The sequence below is a fragment of the Aestuariivita sp. genome (assembly GCF_021404545.1).
Classification (GTDB): Bacteria; Pseudomonadota; Alphaproteobacteria; order Rhodobacterales; family Rhodobacteraceae; genus Aestuariivita.
On record NZ_JAAWWD010000048.1, the window covers coordinates 16,638 to 40,942 of the forward strand.

The window sequence follows — 24,305 nt, forward strand, 5'->3', positions numbered from 1 at the left end:
TCCTTTCTCAAGTCAGAGCGACCACCACCCGCGCCGCTTGGGCTTTGGCGGCGCCTCGGCGACCGGTTCAGCCTCGGCAACCGGTTCCGGTTCCGGCGCGGGCTCTGCCGCCCGTTCGGCCACGGCCACCGTAACGGGCTTTGGTGCGGGCTCCGCCTCGGCCACCGGATCAGGCTCGACCGGGGGCTCTGATGCGGCAACCGGCTCAGGCGTCGGCGTCGGCTCAGGTGCTGCTGGTTCCGCCGGAGCGTCCGCTGCATCCTCAGTCGTGGCCTGGGCTTGCAGCGCGGCGGCTTCGGCATCTTTCTGAGCCTTGGTTTTCCGAGGGGCGCGCTTGCGCGGCTTTTTAGGCTTGTTCCCCTCATCCTCGGCGATGTCCGATTGAGGTGCCGTTTCCACCTCAGTCTCTGCCTCGGGCCCAGCCACCGCATCCTCGGTCACCGCGTGTTCAGTCACCGCGTCTTCGGTCACCGCATCCTCACCCGGCTTGGACGCTTTCCGGCCCCGGCCCCCACGTTTCCGCGTGCGCTTGGGCGGCCCCTGTTCGGCAACGACCTCCGGTGTATCCGGCTCGGTCTGCTCGGGCGGTTCCGCGTCAGCGCTTGCCTCCGCTGCGTCCGCCGGGACGACCTCATCCGACACGGCCTCGTCCGAGCCGTTCTCATCGGCACCGTTCTCGTCCGATCCATTCTCCTTGCGGCCCCGGCCCCGTCTGCGACGTCTGCGGCGCCGCTTGGGCTTGTCGTCGATATCCTCGCTCTCGGGACGGTCGGGACCCTCTGCCTCGACCACCACGTCATCCTCGGCATCGACCTCTTCCATCAAAGAGCTGTCGACCGACACCACCGGCGCTGTGACAGCGGGGATCGCGCGGGTCGCGGTCTTGAACTTCTCCATCGAGAAATCAGGGCTGACCAGATGCATATCGCCTTCGACCCGAACCGCCAGACCATAGCGCCCCTCGATCTGGGCAATATGTTCGCGTTTCTGGTTCATCAGGAAATTGGCGATATCCACAGGGCATTTGATCAACACCTCGCGAGAGCGGCGGCGCGTGCCCTCCTCCTCGATCTGGCGCAGGATCTGCAAGGCCATGCTGTCATCCGAGCGGATGAGGCCGGTGCCGTGACAGGATGGGCACGGCTGTGTTGTGGCCTCCAGCATGCCGGGGCGCAGACGCTGGCGCGACATCTCCATCAGGCCAAATCCCGAAATGCGGCCCACCTGAATACGCGCGCGGTCGGTTTTCAGCTTGTCCTTCATCCGCTTTTCAACGGCGCTGTTGTTCTTGCGCTCGTCCATGTCGATAAAGTCGATCACGATCAGCCCGGCCAGATCCCGCAGACGCAGCTGGCGGGCCACTTCGTCGGCGGCCTCCAGGTTGGTCTTGAGCGCGGTCTCTTCGATAGAGCCTTCCTTGGTCGCGCGGCCCGAGTTGACGTCGATGGCCACAAGCGCCTCGGTCACGCCGATCACGATATAGCCACCCGATTTCAGCTGCACCGTGGGGTTGAACATCCCCGACAGATAGCTCTCGACCTGGAAACGCGCAAAAAGCGGCAAACCATCCTGGTAGTGTCTCACGTTCTTGGCATGGGACGGCATGATCATCTTCATGAAGTCCTTGGCGATGCGGTAGCCACGCTCGCCCTCGACCAGAACCTCGTCGATCTCGCGGTTATAGAGGTCGCGGATCGAGCGTTTGATCAGGTCCCCTTCCTCATAGATCTTGGCAGGTGCGATCGATTTCAGGGTCAGTTCGCGGATCTGCTCCCAAAGCCTCTGCAGATATTCATAGTCGCGCTTGATCTCGGCCCGGGTGCGTTTGGCCCCGGCTGTGCGGACGATCAGGCCGGCCCCCTTGGGCACGTCGATCTCGTTTGCGATCTCCTTGAGCTTCTTGCGGTCGGCAGCGTTGGTGATCTTGCGGCTGATCCCGCCACCGCGGGCGGTGTTGGGCATCAGCACGCAATAGCGGCCCGCGAGCGAGAGGTATGTGGTCAGCGCAGCCCCCTTATTGCCGCGCTCTTCCTTGACGACCTGCACCAGAAGGATCTGGCGCACCTTGATCACTTCTTGGATCTTGTAGCGGCGCGGGCGGGGTTTGCGCACGGGACGGATGTCTTCGATGTCGTCATCGTCGGCCACCGATTCGATGCTGTCATCCTTGGCGGTGGCATCCGCGCCGTCATTATCCTCCTCGCCATCGTCCGAATGCTTGGACGTTTCGGCGTCGTCGGGTGTATCGTCGGGTCGTGCATCGGCCTCGATTTCCGCCTGTTCCTCAGCGGGCTCTTCAACGGGCGTTTCGGCGACGGTCTCCATCGGAGAGGAGCCTTCCGGCACCCCCAGCACATCGGCATCCCCGACCTCATCGAGGTCGATGGTTTCCATCCCCTCGATCCCGGCAGAGACTTCGACCGTCTCGACCGCATCGTCGGTCTTGACCGTCTCGGCCCGTGATTTACCGCGGGAACGGGTGCGGCGGGCACGCTTGGGCTTGGCCTCATCCTCTTCGTCGCGCGCGCGCTGCGCTTCGGCATAGACGCGCTCTTCTTCCATCAGCGCTTCGCGGTCGGCGACCGGTATCTGATAGTAGTCGGGATGGATCTCGGAAAACGCCAGGAACCCGTGCCGGTTCCCACCGTAATCCACAAAGGCCGCCTGAAGCGACGGTTCGACCCGCGTTACCTTGGCGAGATAGATATTGCCTGCAAGCTGGCGTTTGTTTTCGGATTCAAAGTCGAACTCCTCGACCTTGTTTCCATCGACCACCACGACGCGGGTTTCCTCCGCGTGGGTGGCATCGATAAGCATTTTCTTTGGCATAAGTCCTTGATGCACAACCCAAGGAGCGCCCCGGATCCAGGGGGTCCGAGGCGATATGGGTGGTGTCTTGTCCGGGCGATTTTGGACGCGCGGAGGCAACGGGCAATCGGCCCTCTTGCCTGGATGCTCAATGCTCGCACGCGCGTCATCGCGGTTCTTCTCCGACAGGCGAGCGTCTCGGCCTAGCCTGCCAATTATCTCCCTTGCCGCAATCGGTCAAAGGCGTTGCTGTCAGCCCCGCAATGGGGGCTCAATCGGTCTGCCTGCTGGGCTGGGCGATGCCGCGGTCCACACTCAGGCAGCGAAACTCGAGGATACGGCGCAGACCTAAGGCCGCGTCCGTTCCCGCACCATAAGGCGATGGGGCCTCCGATGACAATGGCCAAAGTGCGCGACCCTATTTTCTGTCCCGGAAGACAGCCCCAAAAACCGACGCGGTTGCCGCGCGGGGCGCCGTTTCAAGCGCCCCAATTTCCGGGTCGGAAATTGGCCAGAAACTGTGTCAGTTTCTGGCTCCGGCTCAGAGGTAATCGGCCCGTTGCAGGCCGTATTTGGCCATCTTTTCGTTCAAGGTCCGGCGCGGCAGGCATAATTCGTCCATCACCGACGCAATCGACCCTTTGTGCCGCCGCATGGTGTTGTCGATCAGCATCCGCTCAAACGCCTCGACATATTCCTTCAGCGGCTTGCCTTCGGTGGTCATCACCGGCTGCATCTCTTCATGATCCGACATCAAGAGCGAGGCGATCGTTCCCGAGCCGCGGCGCGACTGCAACACCGCCCGTTCTGCGATATTGATCAGCTGACGAACATTGCCGGGCCACGGCGCCTGCAAGAGCTGTGCGGCCTCCTGCGCGCTCACCTGAGGTGCGTCACACCCGTACTCCTCGGCGAACTGATCGCTGAGCCGGGTAAAGAGCGTCAGGATATCTTCGCCGCGCTGGCGCAACGGCGGCACGGTGATGCGCAATGCGGCCAGACGGTAAAAGAGATCCGGCCTGAGTGCATCCTCGCAGGTCCGGTCCTGTTCCTGCATATTGCAGATCGCCACGATCCGGGTCTCGGCCGGGGTGCCCTGCTCGTTGATCATGCTCAAAAGCCGGGCCTGCAAGGTCTCCGACAGGGCCTCCACATCCTCCAGAACCAGCGTACCGCCCCGCGCCTCCTCCACGGCGGGCAGCTGCGTATCCTCGGGGTTCACCGGCCCAAATAGCCGTTTGGCCAGCGCCTCTTCCTCATAGGCAGAACACGAGATCAGAACGAATTTCTTGCCCGCCCGGCTGCCAACCGCATGCAGCGCATGGGCCACCAGCGTCTTGCCGGTGCCGGTCTCGCCATCGATCAGAACATGACCGTCTGCCTGGCCCAGATCGAGGATATCCTCGCGCAACCGCTCCATCACCGGGGACGAGCCGATCAGCTTTTTCATCAGTTGCGAGCCGTCCGACAGTTCCCGGCGCAGCGCGCGATTGTCCATGGTCAGCCGCCGCGCGATGGTTGCGCGTTTGGCCAGTTCGCTCATCCGGTCGGGGTTGAACGGTTTCTCCAGGAAATCATAGGCGCCCACGCGCATCGCCTCGACCGCCATGGGCACATCGCCATGGCCGGTGATCATGATCACCGGCAGCGCGCTGTCGGTGCCCATCAGCTTCTTGAGGAACTGGATACCATCCATGCCCGGCATCTTGATATCCGAGATCACAATGCCGGGGTATTCCGGGCCCAGCACGCGCAAGGCGTCCTCGGCGCAGGGGAACGTCTCGGTGTCGTATCCCGACAGCGCCAGCCACTGGCTGATCGACTGCCGCATATCCTGTTCGTCATCCACAATCGCTATCTTCATGGCCTGCGCCATCGCGGGATCCTCGGTTTCTGGCGCCGTTATTCGGCGGCTTGTCTTTCGTCCTTCGTTACAACCGGCAGGCGCATCTCGAACACCGCGCCGCCCTGCTGACCGTTTCGGGCCGTCAGCCTGCCACCATGGTCGTTCACGATCCCGGATGAGATGGCAAGCCCCAGACCCACCCCGTCGCCGGGCTGCTTGGTTGTATAAAAGGGCTCAAAGAGCGCATCCAAATCCTCGATCCCCGGTCCGTTGTCGCGCACCGTCAGCGTGGCGGTGTTGCCTGCGGCCAGTATGATTTCGATCTCCGGGTCCTTTACCGATTTGGTGGCATCAAGCGCGTTGCGCAAGAGGTTGATCATCACCTGTTCGATGCGCACCCGGTCGCCCATCACCAGAACCGGCGCATCCGGCAAAACCCGCGCGATGCGCACCTGACGCTGGCGCAATTGCGGTTCCATCATCGACAGCGCCGAGGCCAGCGCATCGCCCATATTTACCGGGCTGAACTGATCACCACCCTTGCGGGCATAGGATTTGAGCTGGCGCGTGATCGCCCCCATCCGCTCGATCAGCCCGTCGATTCGCCCAAAGCTCGCCAGGGCCTCATCCGGCCGGTTGCGCCGCAACAGCAGACGCGCCCCGGCCAGATAGGTTTTCATCGCCGCCAGCGGCTGGTTCAACTCGTGACTGACGGCCGCCGACATCTCTCCCAGGGCGGCGAGCTTGGAGCTTTGAGCCAGCGTTTGCTCGGCCACTTCGAGGGTCTTTTCCACCCGCTCGCGTTCGGCAATTTCCCGCTGTAGCCTCGCATTGAGTGCGCGAAGCTCCGCTGATTCCCGCTGAAACAGCGCCACGCGCAACGCGCTCTTTCTGCTCAGAAAATAGAAAACGAGCGCCAGAAGAATCGCAAATCCCATAATCTCGAGGGCCAGCACGCCGTTCACCCGCTCGCGCACGCTCGCATAGGTGGTGTAGGACACCATCCGCCATCCCTGAAACGGAATGCGTGCCTCGGACCGCATCACCGCCTCGCCTTGCAGATAGGCATCCACGGGCACCGCCGTCCAATCGGCCGTCGCCCGGATCGCGCGGGCAATGGCGTTATGCGGTGTCTCGCGGGCCAGGGCCTGGCGTTCGTTCAGCCCGCGCCAGCGCGGCTCGGTGGCCAGGATGATGGTGCCGGTGCTGTCGCTGACCAGGACCGCGTCCGAGATGCCGGCCCAGGCCCTTTCGAACTTGGCCAGATCGACCTCGACCACGATCACCCCGGTCACCGCCGACACGCTTTCGATGCGGCGCGAATAGATAAAGGCATACGTGCCCTCCTCCCTCCGGATCACCGAAAAGACAGTGGCGTTCGAGCGCAGCGCATCAATAAAGAAGGGCTCGGCACGGTGTTGCTGGCCCAGCCGGTTGCGATCCGTGGCCGCCACGGTGCGCCCCTCGCGATCCAGCAGCATCAGCGAGGCCGCCCCGATCTCTTCGACGAATGAAATGAGCCGCTGGGTCGAGCCGCTGAAATCGCTGGAGTTCAGCGCCCCTATCAAAGTGGGGTCGCGCGCCAAAAGCTGCGGCACGATCGCATTGCGGCGCAATTCCGAGATCAGGTTGCCTGAATAGAGGGCCAGCCGCAGTTCGGCGCGGTTCTGGGTGCTTGCGGTGAACCGGGTCGTGAGCCACGAGTTGGTGACATAAACGGTCGTTGTCGCCACGGTCAGGATTAACAGGAACGCGCCGCGCAGATACCACACCGACCTGTCAGGGCGCGCGCGCACCAGCGCCGTTGCCGAAGAGCTGGGTCTGGAATTCTGGCTGCTCTCACTCATGCGGGCAGGCTACACCTCGCTCGGGCGCGCGCCAAGCACGGGCTGAGGCGACCCTCTTCACGCTTCGGTCAACGCGCCTGCCATCGCCCGGAACAAAGCGACACCATCGGTGCCGCCATGGCCCGGATCGGCCGCGCGTTCGGGATGCGGCATCATTCCCAGCACCCGACGGTTCGGCGACAGGATGCCCGCGATATCGTCCCGCGACCCGTTTGGATTCTCGGCATACCGGAACGCCACGCGATCCTCGCCCTTGAGCCGGGCAATGGTCTCCTCATCGGCAAAGTAATTGCCGTCATGATGCGCGATCGGAATACCGATCACGTCACCGGCGTTGTAGCCTTCGGTAAAGATCGAGGCCGAGGTCTCCACCCGAAGCCCAACCGTCCTGCAGATGTATTTCAGGCCTGCATTGCGTAAAAGCGCGCCGGGCAGCAACCCGGTTTCGGTCAGCACCTGGAACCCGTTGCACACACCCAAGATATAGCCACCGCGCTCGGCATGGATCTTGATCGCGCCGCAGATCGTGGATTGCGCGGCAATCGCGCCGCAGCGCAGATAATCGCCGTAAGAGAAGCCTCCAGGGATCCCCACGATATCCACACCGGCAGGCAGATCGGCATCCTTGTGCCAGACCATCTGCACATCGAAGCCCGCCGCGCGAAAGGCCACCGCCAGATCGCGATCGCAATTGGATCCGGGAAAGACGACAACTGCGGCCTTCATCCCATCTGCTCCATTTCGATGGTATAGGATTCGATCACCGTGTTTGCCAAAAGCTTTTCGCACATATCGCGCACCTGATCCTCGCCCGTGCCCTCAACCAGATCGAGCTCGATCACCTTGCCCTGGCGCACGCCCTTAACCCCGGCAAAGCCCATGGCCCCCAAAGCGTGGCGCACGGCCTCTCCCTGCGGGTCCAGAACCCCCTGTTTCAGCATCACATGAACCCGTGCCTTCATCTTACGACCTGTCCTTGCTTTTGTTGTGGTCCCACATACCCAGATCCGGCCCCCTGGCGGATCAATTGATCAATGTCGGCTTCATCATGCCCGTGGCCCCCTTGGGCATCACGCCCAAGCGCTGCGCCACTTCCGTATAGGCATCCGTGAGCGAGCCGAGATCGCGCCGAAAGACATCCTTGTCCAGCTTGCGGCCGGTCTCGATATCCCACAAACGGCAGCTGTCGGGGCTGATCTCATCGGCCACGATCAGGCGCTGGAAATCACCGTCATAGACACGGCCCACCTCGATCTTGAAGTCGACGAGCCGGATGCCGACGGCATACATGACACCGGACATGTAATCGTTGACCCTCAAAGCCAGGCTGAGAATATCGTCCATATCCTGCTGGCTGGCCCAGCCAAAGGCGGCGATATGCTCTTCGCTGACCAATGGATCGCCCAGGGCGTCATCCTTGAGACAGTATTCGATGATGGGGCGCGGCAACTGCGTGCCCTCTTCGATGCCCAGCCGTTTCGACATCGACCCGGCCGCATAATTGCGCACGATCACTTCCAGCGGGACAATCTCGCAACTGCGCACCAATTGCTCGCGCATGTTCAACCGCTTGAGGAAATGGTTCGGGACGCCGATGGCGGTCAGGCCGGCCATGAAAAACTCGCTCAGGCGGTTGTTGAGTACGCCCTTGCCCTCGATCACGTCCTTCTTTTCGGCGTTAAAGGCCGTGGCATCATCCTTGAAATACTGTACAATCGTCCCCGGTTCAGGGCCTTCATAGAGGATCTTCGCCTTGCCTTCGTAGATTTTCTTGCGCCGGGCCATAGGCGTCCTTTCCCATGCGGTGTGAGAGTCACGCCGCTTTGGCGCCGTCTTACGCCAAGGGCCTTGAGGTCGCAAGCGTCGCAGAGCCCTTGAACTGGCGCGGGCACAATGGCACATCAAGGTAAACCAACCGGCACCGATCAAGGGATGATGCTGATATGACCACATTCGACGACCGCGAAAACGCATTCGAGAACAAGTTCGCCCATGATGCCGAGATGCAGTTCAAGGCCGATGCCCGCCGCAACAAGCTGCTGGGCCTCTGGGCGGCGGAATTGCTGGGCAAATCCGGCGACGAGGCGGCGGACTATGCCAAGGAAGTCGTCAAATCCGATTTCGAGGAGGCCGGTCACGAGGACGTCTATCGCAAGGTCTCGGGCGATTTGGGCGATAAGGCCGACGAGGCGACAATCCGCGCCAAGATGGCCGAGCTGATGGTCGAGGCCAAGGCACAGCTGATGTCCGAAACAGACTGAGCCGACCGTCCTTTCTGTCAAAGGTCAAATGCCAGCGCCCGATCTTGCGCTGGCATTTCTCATTTTGTCGAACTCAGGGTGCGGTCAAACCACGGAAAGACACGCACATTTGGCAAGGTGATTGACCTTTTGCGAGGTGCTGCCTTGCAAAAGCGAGCCAAGACTGCCCAGGCCCCTGCGGCCCGTCACGATCAGATCGGCACCGTTCTTGTCGGCGCAGGCGATGATCTCTTCGGCCGGATCGCCGCGGGTGCTGTGGGTCTGGACATCCGCATGACCGTGTTCAGCGGCAATGGCCTTGCCCGCATTCAGGATCTTTTCGGACGCGTCCTGGACCTCGGTCTCCGAGGGCATGGTGGTGGCGGCGTGATATCCCGCCACCGCGCCCATCGCAAAGGCCACCGTCTGCGGCTGGGGTGTGTGGATGAGATGCAGCGTTGAGCCGTATTTGTCAGCCAGATCGCAAGCGAGCTTGAGCGCGTGTTCGGCGTGATCGGACCCGTCCAGCCCGACAATGATGGTTTGGAACATGGTGTGGTTTCCCCCCGCTTCATGTCCCCACACTCTGGCACAAAAAAACCCGGTTGGGAAAATCATTGGCGTCAGCCGCCCGAAGATAACCGTTGGTCCTGGCCTCGCCACATGCCGCGGCACGCGGTGAGCGGCGACCCCGGCGTTAAAGCAACACTTATATTTTGCGCCATAGAAAATTGAAATAAAATAGAAAAAGCCGCCCCGGATCCGGGGCGGCATTCGCAATGTTCTGGGCAGAGACTTAACGCTTAGAGAACTGGAAGCTCTTACGCGCTTTGGCCTTACCGTATTTCTTACGCTCAACCACGCGGCTGTCGCGGGTCAGGAAACCGGCTGCCTTGAGCGCGCCGCGCAGCGACGGGTCATAAAGCTGAAGTGCCTTGGAGATGCCATGCTTGACCGCGCCGGCCTGGCCGCTCAACCCGCCGCCCTTGACCGTTGCCTGCACGTCGAACTCGTCCTCGACACCGGCCACGGTAAAGGGCTGGCGCAGGATCATCTGCAAAACGGGGCGCGCAAAATAGGCGTTAATTTCGCGTCCGTTCACGGTGACCTTGCCCGAACCGGGTTTGATCCAAACACGGGCGACCGCGTCCTTGCGCTTGCCAGTCGCATAGGCGCGGCCCAGCTCGTCGCGGACGGGCTCGCGGGTGATGACCTCTTGTGCCACGGGCTCAACCCCGGTGGCGGCGGCCAGATCTTCGAGAGTGTTGATTTCGTCAGCCATGTGTCTTAGCTCCGCGTATTTTTCTTGTTCATGGATTTGACATCCAGAACGTCAGGGCTTTGGGCCTCGTGAGGATGCTCGGCCCCTGCATAAACGCGCAGGTTGGTCATCTGTACACGGCTCAACCGGTTGCCGGGCAACATCCGCTTGACCGCCTGCATAACAACGCGCTCAGGGTACTTGCCTTCAAGGATCTGTGCCTTGGTGCGGGACTTGATGCCGCCGGGGTGGCCGGTGTGCCAGTAAAAGTTCTCTTCGCGTTTCTTGCCGGTCATCTGCACCTTGTCGGCGTTGATGATGATGACATTGTCGCCCATATCCATGTTGGGCGTAAACGAAGGTTTGTGCTTGCCACGCAGGCGCATGGCAACGATCGAGGCGAGACGGCCCAGAACAACGCCCTCGGCGTCGATCAGGATCCATTTCTTGTCGATATCTGCCGGGGTCGCAGAATAGGTTTTCATGGCAGGATCATCCTGTTTTACGTGAAAGGCGAGGCGCATGCCGCGCCCCGCCGAAATTCGATTGCTGGGTTTTACAGAGCGCACCCGATCCGGTCAATAGCTGGGCAGACTAAAAAACCTTTGCAAATCAATGCCTTGAAAATAAGGTATTATATTACCCCATTCTGAGATTATAGTCGATGCCCGGCGATCATCACAACATTTGCGGCGGTCAGCAGGTTGTCTGACCAAGGAAGATCCCTTGTGACGCTCATGAGAATCAGCATGGTTAACGACGACCACTCACGACATCGGGTGCATAATCCATTAAGACCTCTCTCTTCCTTGTTCGCGCTGGCGGCAATCGGCATCATGGGCTGCGCCGATGCCACCCAGGTCAATGCCCCTCAGGATGTGGCGTTCAAGTCCAGCCCCTTTCAGGAAAACCACGTCACAGGCTATCGAAACCTGACGATCCGGACGTTTTCCTTTGAGGATCGGGTCGGTTTCGGAACGCAGCCCCACCAAGCCATCGGAGACAGCCTTGAGGCGAACGACCCCAACAGGAAGCGCACCCGGATCAGCGGAATGCGCTGCGTTGCAGAAACCGACGAGTTTCGCGTTGCGATCACGACACCTGGAACGATGCGCGTTCCCACCTATAAAACCAGACCGTCGGTCCTTTATCTGACCCGCACCGGAAACGGATATAAGGGCACGCGTGTGATCACTCCATTGCTCGATGACGTGGCCTTTATCTCGTCCAACCCTGCGATCATCGTCCTGTCGGCCATCATGGTCACTGCCGCGGTGGCCAATAACGTCTGGGTCTATAATTCCGGGGTCAATGGCGGTTTCATGTCGATCAGGATGGACAAGACCGATCCGTGATCCCCAAGGCACCCGCCTCCTGCTCCGCCTACCCGGTCTGGGCCGCCGCGGCAGACCCCGTCGGTGGTATGGCATAGGTCATCGAGGCGCGCGCGACAGGATCGTCCATACCTTCCGAGAACAGCAATACATCCCCGACCGACAGCGATTTGCCCAGCTTCAAGAGCCGTCCCTTGGCAAGCAGATCCCGCCCCGCTTCGGGTTTGCGCATGAAATCCATCGCGATGTTGGTGGTCACCGCCAACGCTTTGGGGCCGATCATCGACAGGGTCATCAGATAGACGGCGACATCCGCCAAACCGAACATCGATGGCCCCGACACGGTTCCGCCTGGGCGCAGATGACGGTCCGAGATCTTCAGGCGCAATGTCATCTCGAAAGGCGCCACCTCCTCCACAACGAAATCGTCTTTGACTTGTGGAAACACCTTTTGCAGAAACGCATTCAGGGCCGCGGCATCCATGGCCAGTGTCGTGGGTTTGGACATCTCTTTCCCTCGTCAGATCTTGCGCCTAAACTCACGTCCAAACCGGGAGGAAGGCAAGATGGCAATTCTGGAACGTAACGACACAGGGGCCGTGGCGCATCTGCACATGACCGCCCCGGACCGGCTCAACGCCCTGTCCGATGAGATGCTGGCGGCCTTGCAGAACCAGTTCGACGCATTGAAGGAGGATCGCGACATCCGCGCGGTGATCGTGTCCGGAGCGGGCAAGGCGTTCTGCGCAGGTCACGATCTGAAACAGATGACCCAAGGCCGCCAGGCCGAGGATGGCGGCAAGGCCTATTTCAAGGACCTCTTTGACCGCTGTGCCCGGATGATGACCACGATCCGCGAACTGCCCCAGCCGGTGATCGCCCAGGTCCACGGGATCGCCACCGCTGCCGGGTGCCAATTGGTGGCCAGCTGCGATCTGGCCGTTGCCGCGGACGGAACCAGATTTGGCGTCAACGGGGTCAATATCGGCCTGTTCTGCTCGACCCCGATGGTGGCGCTATCGCGGAATATCCCCACCAAGCAAGCCTTCGAGATGCTGACCACGGGCCAGTTCATCGACGCGCACCGCGCCGAATCCCTTGGCCTGATCAACCGCGTGGTGCCCGCCGATCAGTTGGCCGCCGAAGCGCGCAGCCTGGCCGACACCATCGCGGCCAAGCTGGGCCTGGCGGTGAAAACCGGCAAACGGGCCTATTACGACCAACTCGAGATGCCGGTTGAGCAAGCTTACGCCTATACCGGTGACGTAATGGTGCAGAATATGCTCGCACGTGATACACAAGAAGGTATCGCAGCTTTCCTTGAAAAGCGTGACCCCAACTGGGAACAATAAGTCTTAATTGACCGGATCTTCGGTCTGGCAATTTGGGCAATATTGTGGCACAAGTTGGGCGGGTTCTTGGAAAGCTTGCAATTCGGGCCGCCGTGGTCGAACCGTTCCTCCAGACCGTCCTCTCACCCGGTCGCTGACAGTTCCCATGGCGGCCCCGACTTTCCCCCGTGGCGCAACCTGCTATTTGGGCGGTGACATTGCGCAAACGTGTCATTGGCACTAGACCGGCGGCTATGTCTGATACACTTCATATCGTGGGCGGCGGCATGGCCGGGTCCGAGGCCGCATGGCAGGCCGCCAATATGGGCGTCAACGTGGTGATCCACGAGATGCGCCCCAAAGTTGAAACTTTTGCACACCGCACCGGTCATCTGGCGGAGATGGTATGTTCCAACTCGTTCCGTTCGGATGATGACGAGCAAAACGCGGTCGGCCTGCTGCATTGGGAAATGCGCGCGGGCGGCGGCGTGATCATGGCCACGGCGGATGCGCACAAGTTGCCTGCGGGCGGCGCCCTTGCGGTGGACCGCGATCCTTTTGCCGAAGCCGTGACGGCCCAGCTTAAGGCCCATCCGCGTATTTCGGTTTCGTATGAAGAGATAACCACCTTGCCCCGCGAAGGGCAGTGGATCATCTCGACCGGGCCGCTGACCTCCGGCGCGCTGGCCGAAGCGATCCGTGCAGAGACAGGGGCCGAGGCGCTGGCGTTTTTCGACGCCATCGCTCCGATTGTCTATTTCGAGTCCATCGACATGGATCACGCCTGGCGGCAATCGCGCTATGACAAAGGCGAGACCGAGGAGGAGCGCACCGCCTATATCAATTGTCCGATGACCCGCGAGCAGTACGAGGCGTTCATCGACGCGCTTCTGGCTGCCGACAAGACGGAGTTCCACGACGGCGAGACGGCCACCTATTTCGACGGGTGCCTGCCCATCGAGGTGATGGCCGAGCGGGGGCGAGAGACCCTGCGCCACGGCCCGATGAAACCCGTGGGCCTGACCAATCCGCACGATCCGGATGTCAAACCCTGGGCCGTCGTGCAACTGCGCCGCGACAACGCCCTGGGCACGCTTTACAATATCGTGGGCTTTCAAACCAAGATGAAGTACGGCGCACAAACCGATGTTTTCAAGATGATTCCCGGCCTGCAAAACGCCTCCTTCGCGCGTCTCGGAGGCATTCATCGAAACACCTTCATCAACTCGCCCACCCTGCTGGACGATCAGATGCGGCTGAAATCCCGCCCCAACATTCGTTTTGCCGGTCAGATCACAGGCGTGGAGGGCTATGTCGAAAGTGCTTCCATGGGCCTCTTGGCCGGGCGGATGGCCGCGGGTGAGATGCGCGGCAGGCCCGTCTCTGCCCCGCCCGCAACCACGGCGATGGGCGCGCTGATCACCCACATCACCGGCGGCGCCGACGCCAAGACGTTCCAGCCGATGAATGTGAATTTCGGCCTTTTCCCGCCAGTCGATGGCGTGAAAGGCGGGCGGCGCGGGCGGAAGGACCGTTACAAAGCCTATACCGACAGGGCCAAGGCCGATTGGACCGGATGGCTCGCGCAACAAGGGCTGGACGCCGCCTGACGCAAAGTCTTAACATAACCGTATGACGAAAGGATTTCTGAACACGGCCTATACGGCGCGCACTGCGGCGCAAACACGTGATCTTTATGACGATTGGTCAGCCAGCTATGACGCGGAGATTGCGGAAAACGGCTATGCAACCCCACGCCGCTGTGCCCAGGCGCTCGCCGCGCGGATGGACGACCTCACAGCCCCTATCCTGGATTTCGGGTGCGGGACGGGCTTGTCGGGTCTGGCACTCAAGCTGGCCGGGTTCGAGACCATAGATGGTCTGGATCTCTCGGCCGAGATGCTGGCCGAAGCGGGCAAAAAGGATGTCTACCGGACCCTCGCGCAGATCGGGCCGGACACACCTTTGCCACATGCACCCGGAGACTATGCCGCGATCGCCGCGATAGGTGTCATCGGTGCCGCTCCGATCAGCGTGTTGGACACTCTGATGAACGGGCTGGCTTCGGGTGGAAAGCTGGTCTTCTCCCTCAACGATCACGCCCTGGCCGTGCCCGAGAACGAGGCGCGTGTGAACGAATGGCTCGATTGCGGGGCTGCACGGCTGCTGAGCAAGGAATACGGCGATCACCTGCCCGGAATTGACCTCAAATCCAACGTCTACATTCTTGAAAAAGCGTGACATTCACGACCCGGTTTGCACCATCTCCGACAGGGCCCCTACATCTTGGCCATGCCTATTCCGCAATCCTGGCGCATGGCATGGCTCGGGCCGCGGGCGGGGTTTTCTTGCTGCGGATCGAAGATACGGACATCGCCAGATCGCGGCCCGAATGGGAGGCGCAGATCTATGACGATTTGCGCTGGCTGGGGCTGGAGTGGCCCGAACCGGTCTTGCGACAATCCGATCATCTGGCGCGGTACAATGCCAGTCTGATGCATCTGGCCGATGAGGGGTTGATCTTTCCATGCAGCTGCACCCGGGCCGATATCCGCGCGGCGCTGTCCGCCCCGCAGGAAGGGGTGGCACGCCACGGCCCCTATCCAGGTACCTGCCGGGCCCGCCCGATGTGTTCGCGCAAACCCGGTGACGCGCTGCGACTGAACCTCAGGGCCGCGCTGGAACGGGTCACCCGTCCGCTCACTTACCAAGAGACCGGGCCCGATACCCCCGGCCTCCACCAGGTGAGCGCCGCCAAGCTCTGGCAGGACGCCGGAGATGCGGTTCTGGGCCGCAAGGAGATCGAGACCGTCTCATATGTGCTGGCCTCTGTCATCGACGATGCGGACCAGGGCATCAGCCACATCGTGCGCGGCGCCGATCTGATCCCGATCACCGGGCTGCAAGTTCTGCTACAACGCCTTTTGGGTCTGCCGACCCCGGTCTATCATCACCACCGGCTGATCCGTGACGAGACAGGCAAACGCCTGGCCAAACGCGACGATGCGCGGGCCATCGCGACCTATCGCGCAAACGGAACGACCCCTGAGGAGATCCGCCGGATGGTCGGCCTCTGACCGAGCGCTGCGCTTACGCCTCGGGCGCCATCAACTCCACCTCTTGCCCATCTCGCAGCGCCGTATAGAAACAACTGCGCCGGTTGGTGTGGCACGCAGGGCCTGTCTGCCGCACGATCGCCAGCAGGCAATCACGGTCGCAATCCACCCGCAGATCGACCAGCGCCTGCGTGTGGCCCGAGCTTTCGCCCTTGACCCAGAACGCCGCGCGCGAGCGCGACCAATAGATCACCTGCCCGGTCTCCAGCGTGCGCAAGACGGCATCGGCGTTCATCCAGGCCATCATCAGAACCTCGCCGGTCCCCTCTTGCTGCGCGATGCAGGGGATTAGCCCCGCCTCATTATAGACCAGCGTCGAGGGATCGAAGGGCATTACCAAAAACCTTTTGCAAAGAGGAGCGCGACGACTATTTATGGGGAATATCCAAAAAGGAAAAGCCATGTCTGGCGAGACCGATCTGATCAAGCTCTATTCCGCGAAAATCCTGGCTCTGGCAGCCGATATTCCGCATCTGGCCCGCCTGGACACGCCGCAGGCAACGGTCAAGAAACGCTCTCCCCTGTGCGGATCCACCGTGACGGTCGATCTGTGCATGCAGGACGGCCGCGTGACCCAGTTCGGTCAGGACGTCAAGGCCTGCGCCCTGGGTCAGGCTGCGGCCTCGGTCGTGGGCGGGGCCATCATCGGCGCGACACGCGCACAGGTTGAAACCGCACGCGATCAGCTCAAGACAATGCTCAAACAGGGGGGCGATGCACCGGAGGCCCCGTTTGACGGGCTTAAGGTTCTGATCCCCGCACGGGATTACAAGAACCGCCACGCATCCATCCTTCTGGCGCTGGACGCGTCGGTCGAGGCGATGGCGCAGGCCGAACAGGCCGATTGCGCCTGACCCGTTATCCGGGCACGTCGCACGCAGATTTAAACCTTCGGACAAAAAAACCGCCGCACATCCCGGGCGGAATGGCGGCGGCAGGTCATGCAATACTCATGTGGGTCCGGGTCGCGTTCCAATCAGGATCTTGGGACAGATCCCCGAGGGGTTTGGGACAGGCAGGTCACCCTCGCATCAGTTGGGGACAGGATGAGGAACATCCGGCATGAGTTCGCAGGCAGAAACGGCTTAAACGAGGGTCGGAAGATGCAGTGCAACAACCAGCATCACAACCAGGGCGCCGACACCTGCAAGATCTTGCAGGAACGTCGTATGAGATCGGCTTGCGGCGGTCTTGATCTGAGTGAACATGGCGTCTGCTCCGGGTCTTGCTTAATCATTTGTTGACCCTTTGTTCTCATTTTTGACCGAGCCTGTAAAGAACTTTTTAAGAACATTTGTGAACTTTTCGGGATTTTTGTGCTAACCCACTGAAATCAAACGGATCGCGTCTTCCTGGCTCATCAACCACAACAAGGTGCGTGCGGCGCGGCCCCGCTCACTCTTCAACTGCGGGTCTGCATCCAGAAGTTTGCGCGCATCTTTCTGGGCCGTGGCCATCAATCCGGCCTGACGTTCCAGATCGGCCACCCGGAAGCGGGGCAGCCCGGACTGCGCGGTTCCGATCAGATCTCCCGCTCCGCGCATCTCAAGATCGGTCTCGGCGATGCGGAAGCCATCTTCGGTGTCGCGCAGTACCTCAAGCCGACGGCGCCCACCTTCATTCAGGGGCGGCTGATACATCAACAGACAGGTCGATTGCGCCTCCCCCCGGCCGACGCGCCCACGCAACTGGTGCAGCTGTGCCAGCCCGAATATCTCGGCCCGCTCAATCACCATGATACTGGCGTTGGGGACGTTCACGCCGACCTCGATCACAGTGGTGGCCACCAGAACCTTGGTTTCCCCCGCCTGAAACCGCGCCATAGCGGCGTCCTTTTCCGCAGGCGGCATCTGGCCATGAACCAGACCGACAACCCCTTCGCCCAGCACCGCGCGCAGGCGTTTGAACCGCTCTTGGGCAGCCGTGAGATCCAAATGCTCGGATTCCTCGACAAGCGGGCACACCCAGTAACACTGACGTCCGTCGTCAATGGCGCGGCGCATGTGGCTGATCACCTCGTCCATCCTCTCGGTCGAGACGACGGCGGTTGTGATCGGCTTGCGCCCTGGCGGTTTTTCGTCAAGCACCGAGATATCCATATCGCCATATTGCGCCAATGACAGGCTGCGCGGGATCGGCGTGGCGGTCATCACCAACACATCCACCGCAGCGCCCTTTCGGCCCAGCTCAAGTCGCTGGCTGACGCCGAACCGATGCTGTTCGTCGATCACTGCAAGCCGCAAATCGTGAAACGCCACATCTTTCTGGAAAACCGCATGGGTGCCGACCAGGATGTGGATATCGCCACGCGCCAAGGCCTCCAGCTTGGCGCGGCGCTCGGCGCCCTTGTCCCGGCCCGTCAGGATCTCCAACACCACGCCAGCGCTTTCGGCCAGGGGCTGCAACCCTTCCAGATGCTGGCGCGCGAGGATTTCGGTAGGCGCCATCATCACGCCCTGCCCGCCCGCCTCTACCGCGATCAGCAACGCCATGAACGCGACCAGCGTCTTGCCCGCCCCGACATCCCCTTGCAGCAACCGGTTCATCCGCACGGGTTGCGCCATGTCACCGGCGATCTCGGCGATGGAGCGGACCTGCGCGCCCGTCATCTGATAGGGCAGTTCGGCGCGCACGCGGGCCTGCAACCGATCCGTTCCACGGGTTTCGCGGCCCTTGGCCTTGCGCAGCCGCACCCGTGCGAGCGACAGGGTCAACTGGTGGGCCAGCAGTTCGTCATAGGCGATGCGTGCCCGGGCCGGGGCCGTGGCCATGACATCCCCAAGCTCGCGGGGGGCATGGGCCTGACGGACCGAATCGGACCAATCCGGCCAGCCTTCGCGCGCCTTGAGCGCCGGGTCGATCCATTCAGGCAGATCCGGCAGGCCGTCCAAGATGTGCCGCGTGGCCTTGAAGAGGGTCTTTTGCGTCACCCCCGCCGTCAGGTGATAGACCGGCTCGACCTCCGGAATGTCCTGCGCGTCGGCCTCGGGCACAGCGTAATCGGGATGAACCATCTGCGCCGCGCCATCGAAGATCTCCAGCTTACCGGATACAACGCGCCGCGCCCCCTCCGGCAGCAGGCGCTTGAGGTAATCCCCCCGCGCGTGGAAATAGACCAGTTGGAAATCCGCCTCCGTATCCTCCACATGGATGCGGTAGGCCCCGCCCTTGGTGCGGGGGGGCCGATGCGCGCCAACCGTTACGGTCACGGTGAGCGTCACCGGCGGGGTCGCCCCTTTGATCGTGGCGCGCCGCCGCCGATCAACCAATGCATAAGGCAGATGCAGCGCCAGATCGCGGGGCCGTTCGATGCCCAGCTGCGACATGAGTTTCGCGGTCTTCGGCCCCACACCGCCCAGCGTCTCGAGCGCCGCAAAAAGCGGGAAGAGGGCCTCGGGTCGGCCTGTCATACCGCCCCGATCAGCGCCAACCAGCCGTCCTCGTCCAGCGTGTCGATGCCCAGCTCTGCGGCCTTTTTCGCCTTGGATCCCGCGCCCGGCCCTGCCACCAGAATGTCGGTCTTGGCACTGACCGAGCCCGAGACCTTGGCGCCCAAGGCCTCGGCCCGGGCCTTGGCCTCGGCCCGGGTCATTTTCTCGAGCGTGCCGGTGAAAACGACCGTCTTGCCCGCGACAGGGCTGTCATCGGTTGCGGGGCGTTCTGCGGGCAGAATATCCAGCGCGGCCACCAAACGATCGATCGAGGCACGCTCGGCCCTTTGTTGAAAACTGGTGGTCAGCGCGACCGCGACCGTGGCCCCGATCCCGTCGATATCGATCAGCTGCGCCCAGGCCATGCGCGCGGCAGGGTCCAGTTCCTGCCAAAGCGCGTCCCGAGTTGCCTTGATGCGGGGTTTGCGCCCGTCACGCTGCGCGGCCTGGCGTTCCGCCGCCTCCGCCGCATCGGCCCTGAGTTGGCATTGAGCACCCGGTGCGGCGCCATCGACCGCCGCCACAAGCGCCTCCCAGGTTCCGAAATGCCGCGCCAGATCCGAGGCCGCCACCTCTCCCACATGGCGGATCCCCAGGGCAAAGATCAACCGGGCCAAGGGGATGCGGCGCTTCTCCTCGATCGCCTGGAACAGGTTTTCGGCGGATTTCTCGCCCCACCCGTCCCGGTTCTTGAGCTGCTGGAGCCCGGCACCGTATCGGGTCTTGAGGCTGAAGATATCGGCAGGCTCCGCGATCCAGCCATCGGCATGGAATTGTTCGACCTGTTTGGCGCCCAGCCCTTCGATGTCGAAGGCCGCGCGGGAGACGAAATGTTTGAGCTTTTCCACCGCCTGCGCAGGGCAGATCAACCCGCCCGAGCAGCGCCGCACCGCATCGCCCTCCTCCCGGATGGCATCGCTGCCGCATTCCGGGCAGGTTTGGGGAAACACGAACCGGATCGCGTCATCGGGTCGTTTGGCCAAATCCACATCCGCCACTTTGGGAATGACGTCGCCGGCGCGGTAGACCTGAACCCAGTCGCCTGCGCGAATATCCTTGCCGTCGCGGATCGGATTGCCCTTGGCATCACGCCCGGCGATATAGTCCTCGTTATGCAAAGTGGCGTTCGAGACCACGACGCCGCCGACCGTCACGGGCGTGAGCCGCGCCACGGGGCTGAGCGCGCCGGTTCGGCCCACCTGAATGTCGATGCCCTCCAGCCGGGTCCAGGCCAGCTCAGCCGGAAATTTATGCGCAATCGCCCATCGCGGAGTGGTAGAGCGGAACCCAAGCCGGTCTTGCAGCCCAAGATCGTCAACTTTGTAGACCACCCCGTCGATGTCATAGCCCAGCGTGGCACGCTGTTCCTCGATCCGCCGGTAGTGGGCCAGCATCTCCGGTGCCGCGCTGCACAATTGGGTAAGCGGGTTCGTCTGGAACCCCAGCGCGGCGAGGCGCTCGATCGCACCGGACTGCGTCTGTGCCAGCGGCTCTGACACGGCCCCCCAGGCATAGGCGAAGAATCGCAGCGGTCTGGACCGGGTGATCGTCGCATCGAGCTGCCTCAGCGAGCCCGCCGCGGCATTGCGCGGATTGGCAAAGACCTTGCCATCGGTCTCGGCCTGGCGGGCATTCAGCGCCGCAAAATCAGCGTGGCTCATATAGACCTCGCCGCGCACTTCCAAAAGATCGGGTGCGCCGGTGAGTGTCTCGGGAACATCCTGAATGGTGCGGGCATTGGCGGTGACGTTCTCGCCTACCTCGCCATCCCCTCGGGTAGCGGCTTGCACCAAATGGCCCTTCTCATAGCGCAGTGACAGTGACAGCCCATCAATCTTGGGCTCCGCCGTATAGGCCAAAGGCGCATCCGCTCCGAGCCCCAGATACTTGCGTACAGAACTGTCGAAATCGGTCACATCCGCATCGTCAAACGCATTGCCCAGCGACAGCATCCGCTGCGCGTGCACCACCTTGGAAAACCCATCAGCCGGTGCGGCCCCCACCTGTTCGGTTGCGCTGTCGTCGCGTTTGAGATGCGGAAAAGCCGCCTCGATTGCCGCATTTCGCTGTTTGAGCGCGTCATACTCCGCATCGCTGATCTGTGGCGCATCTTCCCGGTGGTAAGCCCTGTTCGCGGCCAAGAGAGCCTCGGCAAGCGATGCGAGTTCAGCGCGTGCCTGCGCCTCGGTCAACGCGGAGATATCTGGCTTGGCCATTGGAGAGAACACCGGTCTGTCACAAGGATCACGTGCCCATGTGATAAGACGCGGCTTTATCGGCGTCCAGCCTTGCCCGGCTCAAAACCGCCGGATGCTGCGTGACGCGCCAATAGCAGATCCGGTCGAACGGCCATCCCCCTCGAAGCGGTCGCAGAGGGAGATGACATCGTGCCCGCGAGGCGTATCAGGCGCTGGCAGCCAACGGCTGGCCCGCGGAGGATTCGTTTTCAGGATCGCGGAGAACATATCCACGCCCCCAGACCGTCTCGATATAGTTCTCGCCGCCTGTCGCATTGCTGAGCTTTTTTCGCAGCTTGCAGATAAACACATCGATGATTTTCAGTTCCGGCTCGTCCATCCCGCCATATAGATGGTTCAAGAACATTTCTTTGGTCAGCGTTGTGCCCTTGCGCAGGCTTAGCAGTTCCAGCATCTGGTATTCCTTGCCGGTCAAATGCACCGGCACACCATCCGCCTCGACCGTCTTTGCATCCAGATTGACGGAGATCTTTCCGGTATTGATAACCGATTGCGAATGCCCTTTGGAGCGACGAATGATTGCATGAATACGGGCCACCAATTCTTCGCGGTGGAAGGGTTTTGTCAGGTAGTCATCGGCGCCAAATCCGAACCCCTTGATCTTGTTTTCTGTGTCGTCGACCCCCGACAGGATCAAAATCGGTGTTGCAATGCGTGCAAGACGCAGTTGCCGCAAGACTTCATGACCATTCATGTCGGGCAGGTTCAAATCCAACAGGATCAGATCGTAATCATAGAGCTTGGCAAGATCGATCCCCTCTTCGCCCAGATCTGTACAATACACATTCAAATTCGCATTCGTCAGCATCAGTTCGATACTTTTCGATGTGGTTGGATCATCTTCAACCAAAAGGACTCGCATTCTGCAGTCTCCGCTCTCTATTCCCCAAAATCAGTTGGTGCTAAACGTGAACAAAAAAGGTTAATCACAAGTTACTGATTACCCGATTATGGCACGCGCAACTCACAGTTGTCTATATTTCTTAAGTCTTGTTGCCTTGAGGGCATCTTCTCCGTGTTCGGAAACTGCGACCAGCCATTCGTGAAATTCCTCCTCGCTAATGCCATAGCGCTTGAGCGCTTCAGCCTGCGTGAGGAGGCCATAAAGCACGCCGCGCACCACGCTCGCCTTGCGCGATGCGACCCACCGGCGGGTCCCTGGATCGGGTAAATCGGCTTGCGACATCACACTTCCATCCGGCAGCGTCACGGTGCGCGGACCGTCCACTTTTTTCAGATACATCGGACTGCTTCCTGTTATGGCGCATCCGATAGTCATCAAATTGGTTTAACGGGTCGTGAAACGAGACCTTGAGAGTGATTAGGATTTTCCTATATTCCGCCCGAAACCACGCTGATCTAAAGGACCCCTGTCATGGCGCTTGACCAACCCGGCATGCTCAATTCGCTGGGCTTTCCCAAACCCCCGTCCCAGACCCGGGTTGTGGTGGCGATGTCGGGCGGCGTCGACAGCTCGGTGGTGGCCGCGCATCTGGCCGAAGAGGGGTATGATGTGGTGGGCGTGACCTTGCAGCTTTATGATCATGGCGCGGCGCTGGCCAAGAAGGGCGCCTGTTGCGCCGGGATCGATATTCACGATGCGCGCCGCGTCGCGGAAGAGCGTGGGTTTCCCCACTATGTCCTTGATTATGAGAATATTTTCAAGGACGCGGTGATCGACGAATTCGCCGATAGCTATTTGGCCGGGGCAACGCCAGTACCCTGTATACGGTGCAACGAGCGGGTGAAATTCAAGGATCTTCTGGAAACGGCCCGGGATCTGGAGGCCGACTGCATGGCCACGGGGCATTACATTCAGCGCAAGGATGGCCCGAACGGGCCCGAACTGCATTGTGCCGAAGATGCCAACCGCGATCAGAGCTACTTTCTGTTCTCGACCACGCCGGAACAGCTCGGATTTCTGCGCTTTCCGCTGGGCCGTTTACCCTCCAAGGACGCCACGCGGGATCTCGCGGCGCGCTATGGGTTGAGCGTGGCCGACAAGCCCGACAGCCAGGACATCTGCTTTGTGCCCAATGGCGATTACGCAGCCGTGATCGAAAAGCTGCGTCCCGGTGCCGCCGATCCCGGAGATATTGTCGATACCGCAGGCCGGGTTCTGGGCAGGCATCGCGGCGTGATCCACTATACGGTCGGGCAGCGGCGCGGTCTGGGAATTGGTGGGCTGAGTGATCCGCTTTATGTCATACGCCTGGATGTCGACGCCAAGCAGGTGATCGTCGGCCCCAAGGACATGCTGGCCACACGCACCATCCCGGTACGGGAGATCAACTGGCTCGGCGATAGCCCCTTCGACAGCCAGGACGAATGGCATGTATCGGTCAAGGTCCGCTCCACCCGCCCCCCGCGAGAAGCGGTGATCCGTCCGATTTCTCCCACGCAAGCCGAGATCGAGCTGCTTAGCCCCGAAGCAGGCGTCTCGCCCGGGCAGGCCTGCGTGTTCTACGAGACGGGCGGCAGCCGGATCTATGGCGGTGGCTGGATCTGGCGCGGGGTCTAGGCGCGATCTGGCGCGTGTGCCGCATCCGCAAAACTGTCGAATGTTCCATGTGGTCTCGACCTGGACGTGTCACGGTTTGATGCCATTCCCGGTGCTCGTTTAGAGCGCCCGGCTCAAAACCTGAATGTTGGGATTCCCTTTAGCCTTGATCTGTGATTCATCCTGTTTGGGAGGATGGATCATGTCAGCACCTTTGCCGGATGCGCTGCGAGCGCGGTTTCGGAAGTTGATTGGGGAAGGGTTAAGCGGGGGCGGGCGACGTTGGGCTTTGAAGCTTTCACCCCCCCCGGGGCGGGGGGGGGGTGGGGGGCG

The 24,305-nt window shown here is 61.5% G+C and carries 23 protein-coding genes; 8 read left to right on the forward strand and 15 right to left on the reverse strand.

Features of this window, described 5'->3' with window-relative positions; translation table 11 throughout:
- Positions 1 to 12: 12 nt before the first annotated feature.
- From HEP69_RS16790 to purC, 6 genes are all read right to left on the reverse strand, one after another.
- On the reverse strand, positions 13 to 2,829 hold the full coding sequence (locus HEP69_RS16790) for a ribonuclease E/G (protein ID WP_290559679.1): 2,817 nt from the start codon (positions 2,827 to 2,829) through the stop codon (positions 13 to 15).
- A gap of 520 nt (positions 2,830 to 3,349) precedes the next feature.
- A complete protein-coding gene (locus HEP69_RS16795; protein ID WP_290559680.1) occupies positions 3,350 to 4,684 on the reverse strand; it encodes a sigma-54 dependent transcriptional regulator in 1,335 nt (444 codons plus the stop codon).
- A gap of 26 nt (positions 4,685 to 4,710) precedes the next feature.
- Positions 4,711 to 6,501 carry an ATP-binding protein gene (locus tag HEP69_RS16800; RefSeq protein WP_290559681.1) on the reverse strand — a complete coding sequence of 597 codons (1,791 nt, stop codon included), beginning with the start codon at positions 6,499 to 6,501 and terminating at the stop codon, positions 4,711 to 4,713.
- Between the two features lie 57 nt (positions 6,502 to 6,558).
- Entirely contained in the window at positions 6,559 to 7,227 is a 669-nt protein-coding gene (purQ, locus tag HEP69_RS16805) for a phosphoribosylformylglycinamidine synthase subunit PurQ (RefSeq protein ID WP_290559682.1), read from the reverse strand.
- Positions 7,224 to 7,463, reverse strand: a complete 240-nt coding sequence (purS, locus tag HEP69_RS16810) for a phosphoribosylformylglycinamidine synthase subunit PurS (RefSeq protein WP_290559683.1) — start codon at positions 7,461 to 7,463, stop codon at positions 7,224 to 7,226. The genes purQ and purS overlap by 4 nt, the downstream gene beginning before the upstream one ends.
- A gap of 61 nt (positions 7,464 to 7,524) precedes the next feature.
- Positions 7,525 to 8,286 carry a phosphoribosylaminoimidazolesuccinocarboxamide synthase gene (gene purC, locus HEP69_RS16815; protein WP_290559684.1) on the reverse strand — a complete coding sequence of 254 codons (762 nt, stop codon included), beginning with the start codon at positions 8,284 to 8,286 and terminating at the stop codon, positions 7,525 to 7,527.
- Positions 8,287 to 8,444: 158 nt separating this feature from the next.
- Here purC and HEP69_RS16820 point away from each other — a divergent pair, with 158 nt between their 5' ends.
- A complete protein-coding gene (locus tag HEP69_RS16820; protein ID WP_290559685.1) occupies positions 8,445 to 8,762 on the forward strand; it encodes a DUF1476 domain-containing protein in 318 nt (105 codons plus the stop codon).
- Between the two features lie 84 nt (positions 8,763 to 8,846).
- Here the strand turns inward: HEP69_RS16820 and HEP69_RS16825 are convergent, their stop codons facing one another.
- The 3 genes from HEP69_RS16825 to rplM form a co-directional block, all read right to left on the reverse strand.
- Positions 8,847 to 9,293: a universal stress protein gene (locus HEP69_RS16825; RefSeq protein ID WP_290559686.1), complete on the reverse strand. Its 447-nt coding sequence runs from the start codon at positions 9,291 to 9,293 to the stop codon at positions 8,847 to 8,849.
- Between the two features lie 244 nt (positions 9,294 to 9,537).
- Positions 9,538 to 10,023, reverse strand: a complete 486-nt coding sequence (rpsI, locus tag HEP69_RS16830) for a 30S ribosomal protein S9 (protein ID WP_290559687.1) — start codon at positions 10,021 to 10,023, stop codon at positions 9,538 to 9,540.
- Between the two features lie 5 nt (positions 10,024 to 10,028).
- The gene (gene rplM / locus HEP69_RS16835; protein ID WP_290559688.1) at positions 10,029 to 10,487 is read right to left on the reverse strand and encodes a 50S ribosomal protein L13; all 459 of its coding nucleotides are present in this window, start codon (positions 10,485 to 10,487) and stop codon (positions 10,029 to 10,031) included.
- Positions 10,488 to 10,811: 324 nt separating this feature from the next.
- Here rplM and HEP69_RS16840 point away from each other — a divergent pair, with 324 nt between their 5' ends.
- Positions 10,812 to 11,357, forward strand: coding sequence for a hypothetical protein (locus HEP69_RS16840; RefSeq protein WP_290559689.1), 546 nt, complete (start codon positions 10,812 to 10,814; stop codon positions 11,355 to 11,357).
- Between the two features lie 28 nt (positions 11,358 to 11,385).
- Here HEP69_RS16840 and HEP69_RS16845 read toward each other — a convergent pair whose 3' ends face one another.
- A complete protein-coding gene (locus HEP69_RS16845) occupies positions 11,386 to 11,844 on the reverse strand; it encodes a PaaI family thioesterase (protein ID WP_290559690.1) in 459 nt (152 codons plus the stop codon).
- 58 nt (positions 11,845 to 11,902) lie between these two features.
- Here HEP69_RS16845 and HEP69_RS16850 point away from each other — a divergent pair, with 58 nt between their 5' ends.
- The 4 genes from HEP69_RS16850 to gluQRS all read left to right on the forward strand — a co-directional run bounded on the left by HEP69_RS16850 (position 11,903) and on the right by gluQRS (position 15,744).
- A complete protein-coding gene (locus HEP69_RS16850; RefSeq protein ID WP_290559691.1) occupies positions 11,903 to 12,688 on the forward strand; it encodes an enoyl-CoA hydratase in 786 nt (261 codons plus the stop codon).
- 233 nt (positions 12,689 to 12,921) lie between these two features.
- Entirely contained in the window at positions 12,922 to 14,277 is a 1,356-nt protein-coding gene (gene trmFO, locus HEP69_RS16855; protein ID WP_290559692.1) for a methylenetetrahydrofolate--tRNA-(uracil(54)-C(5))-methyltransferase (FADH(2)-oxidizing) TrmFO, read from the forward strand.
- 22 nt (positions 14,278 to 14,299) lie between these two features.
- Positions 14,300 to 14,908 carry a methyltransferase domain-containing protein gene (locus HEP69_RS16860; protein WP_290559693.1) on the forward strand — a complete coding sequence of 203 codons (609 nt, stop codon included), beginning with the start codon at positions 14,300 to 14,302 and terminating at the stop codon, positions 14,906 to 14,908.
- Positions 14,905 to 15,744 (forward strand): tRNA glutamyl-Q(34) synthetase GluQRS, encoded by an 840-nt coding sequence (gene gluQRS, locus HEP69_RS16865; RefSeq protein WP_290559694.1) that lies wholly within the window; start codon positions 14,905 to 14,907, stop codon positions 15,742 to 15,744. The genes HEP69_RS16860 and gluQRS overlap by 4 nt, the downstream gene beginning before the upstream one ends.
- Before the next feature lie 13 nt (positions 15,745 to 15,757).
- On the opposite strand, the gene hisI is transcribed toward gluQRS, so the two are convergent.
- Positions 15,758 to 16,117, reverse strand: a complete 360-nt coding sequence (hisI, locus tag HEP69_RS16870; protein WP_290559695.1) for a phosphoribosyl-AMP cyclohydrolase — start codon at positions 16,115 to 16,117, stop codon at positions 15,758 to 15,760.
- A gap of 67 nt (positions 16,118 to 16,184) precedes the next feature.
- Between hisI and HEP69_RS16875 the strand changes: the two genes are divergently transcribed.
- Positions 16,185 to 16,637 (forward strand): iron-sulfur cluster assembly scaffold protein, encoded by a 453-nt coding sequence (locus HEP69_RS16875; protein WP_290559696.1) that lies wholly within the window; start codon positions 16,185 to 16,187, stop codon positions 16,635 to 16,637.
- A gap of 465 nt (positions 16,638 to 17,102) precedes the next feature.
- Here the strand turns inward: HEP69_RS16875 and recG are convergent, their stop codons facing one another.
- From recG to HEP69_RS16895, 4 genes are all read right to left on the reverse strand, one after another.
- A complete protein-coding gene (gene recG / locus HEP69_RS16880) occupies positions 17,103 to 19,193 on the reverse strand; it encodes an ATP-dependent DNA helicase RecG (protein WP_290559697.1) in 2,091 nt (696 codons plus the stop codon).
- Positions 19,190 to 21,430 (reverse strand): NAD-dependent DNA ligase LigA, encoded by a 2,241-nt coding sequence (gene ligA, locus HEP69_RS16885; protein WP_290559698.1) that lies wholly within the window; start codon positions 21,428 to 21,430, stop codon positions 19,190 to 19,192. The genes recG and ligA overlap by 4 nt, the downstream gene beginning before the upstream one ends.
- 187 nt (positions 21,431 to 21,617) lie before the next feature.
- Positions 21,618 to 22,334 (reverse strand): response regulator transcription factor CtrA, encoded by a 717-nt coding sequence (gene ctrA / locus HEP69_RS16890; RefSeq protein WP_290559699.1) that lies wholly within the window; start codon positions 22,332 to 22,334, stop codon positions 21,618 to 21,620.
- 102 nt (positions 22,335 to 22,436) lie between these two features.
- Entirely contained in the window at positions 22,437 to 22,715 is a 279-nt protein-coding gene (locus HEP69_RS16895) for a DUF1153 domain-containing protein (protein WP_290559700.1), read from the reverse strand.
- 132 nt (positions 22,716 to 22,847) lie between these two features.
- Between HEP69_RS16895 and mnmA the strand changes: the two genes are divergently transcribed.
- Complete coding sequence (gene mnmA, locus HEP69_RS16900) at positions 22,848 to 23,993, forward strand: tRNA 2-thiouridine(34) synthase MnmA (RefSeq protein WP_290559701.1); 1,146 nt, start codon at positions 22,848 to 22,850, stop codon at positions 23,991 to 23,993.
- Positions 23,994 to 24,305: the final 312 nt, after the last annotated feature.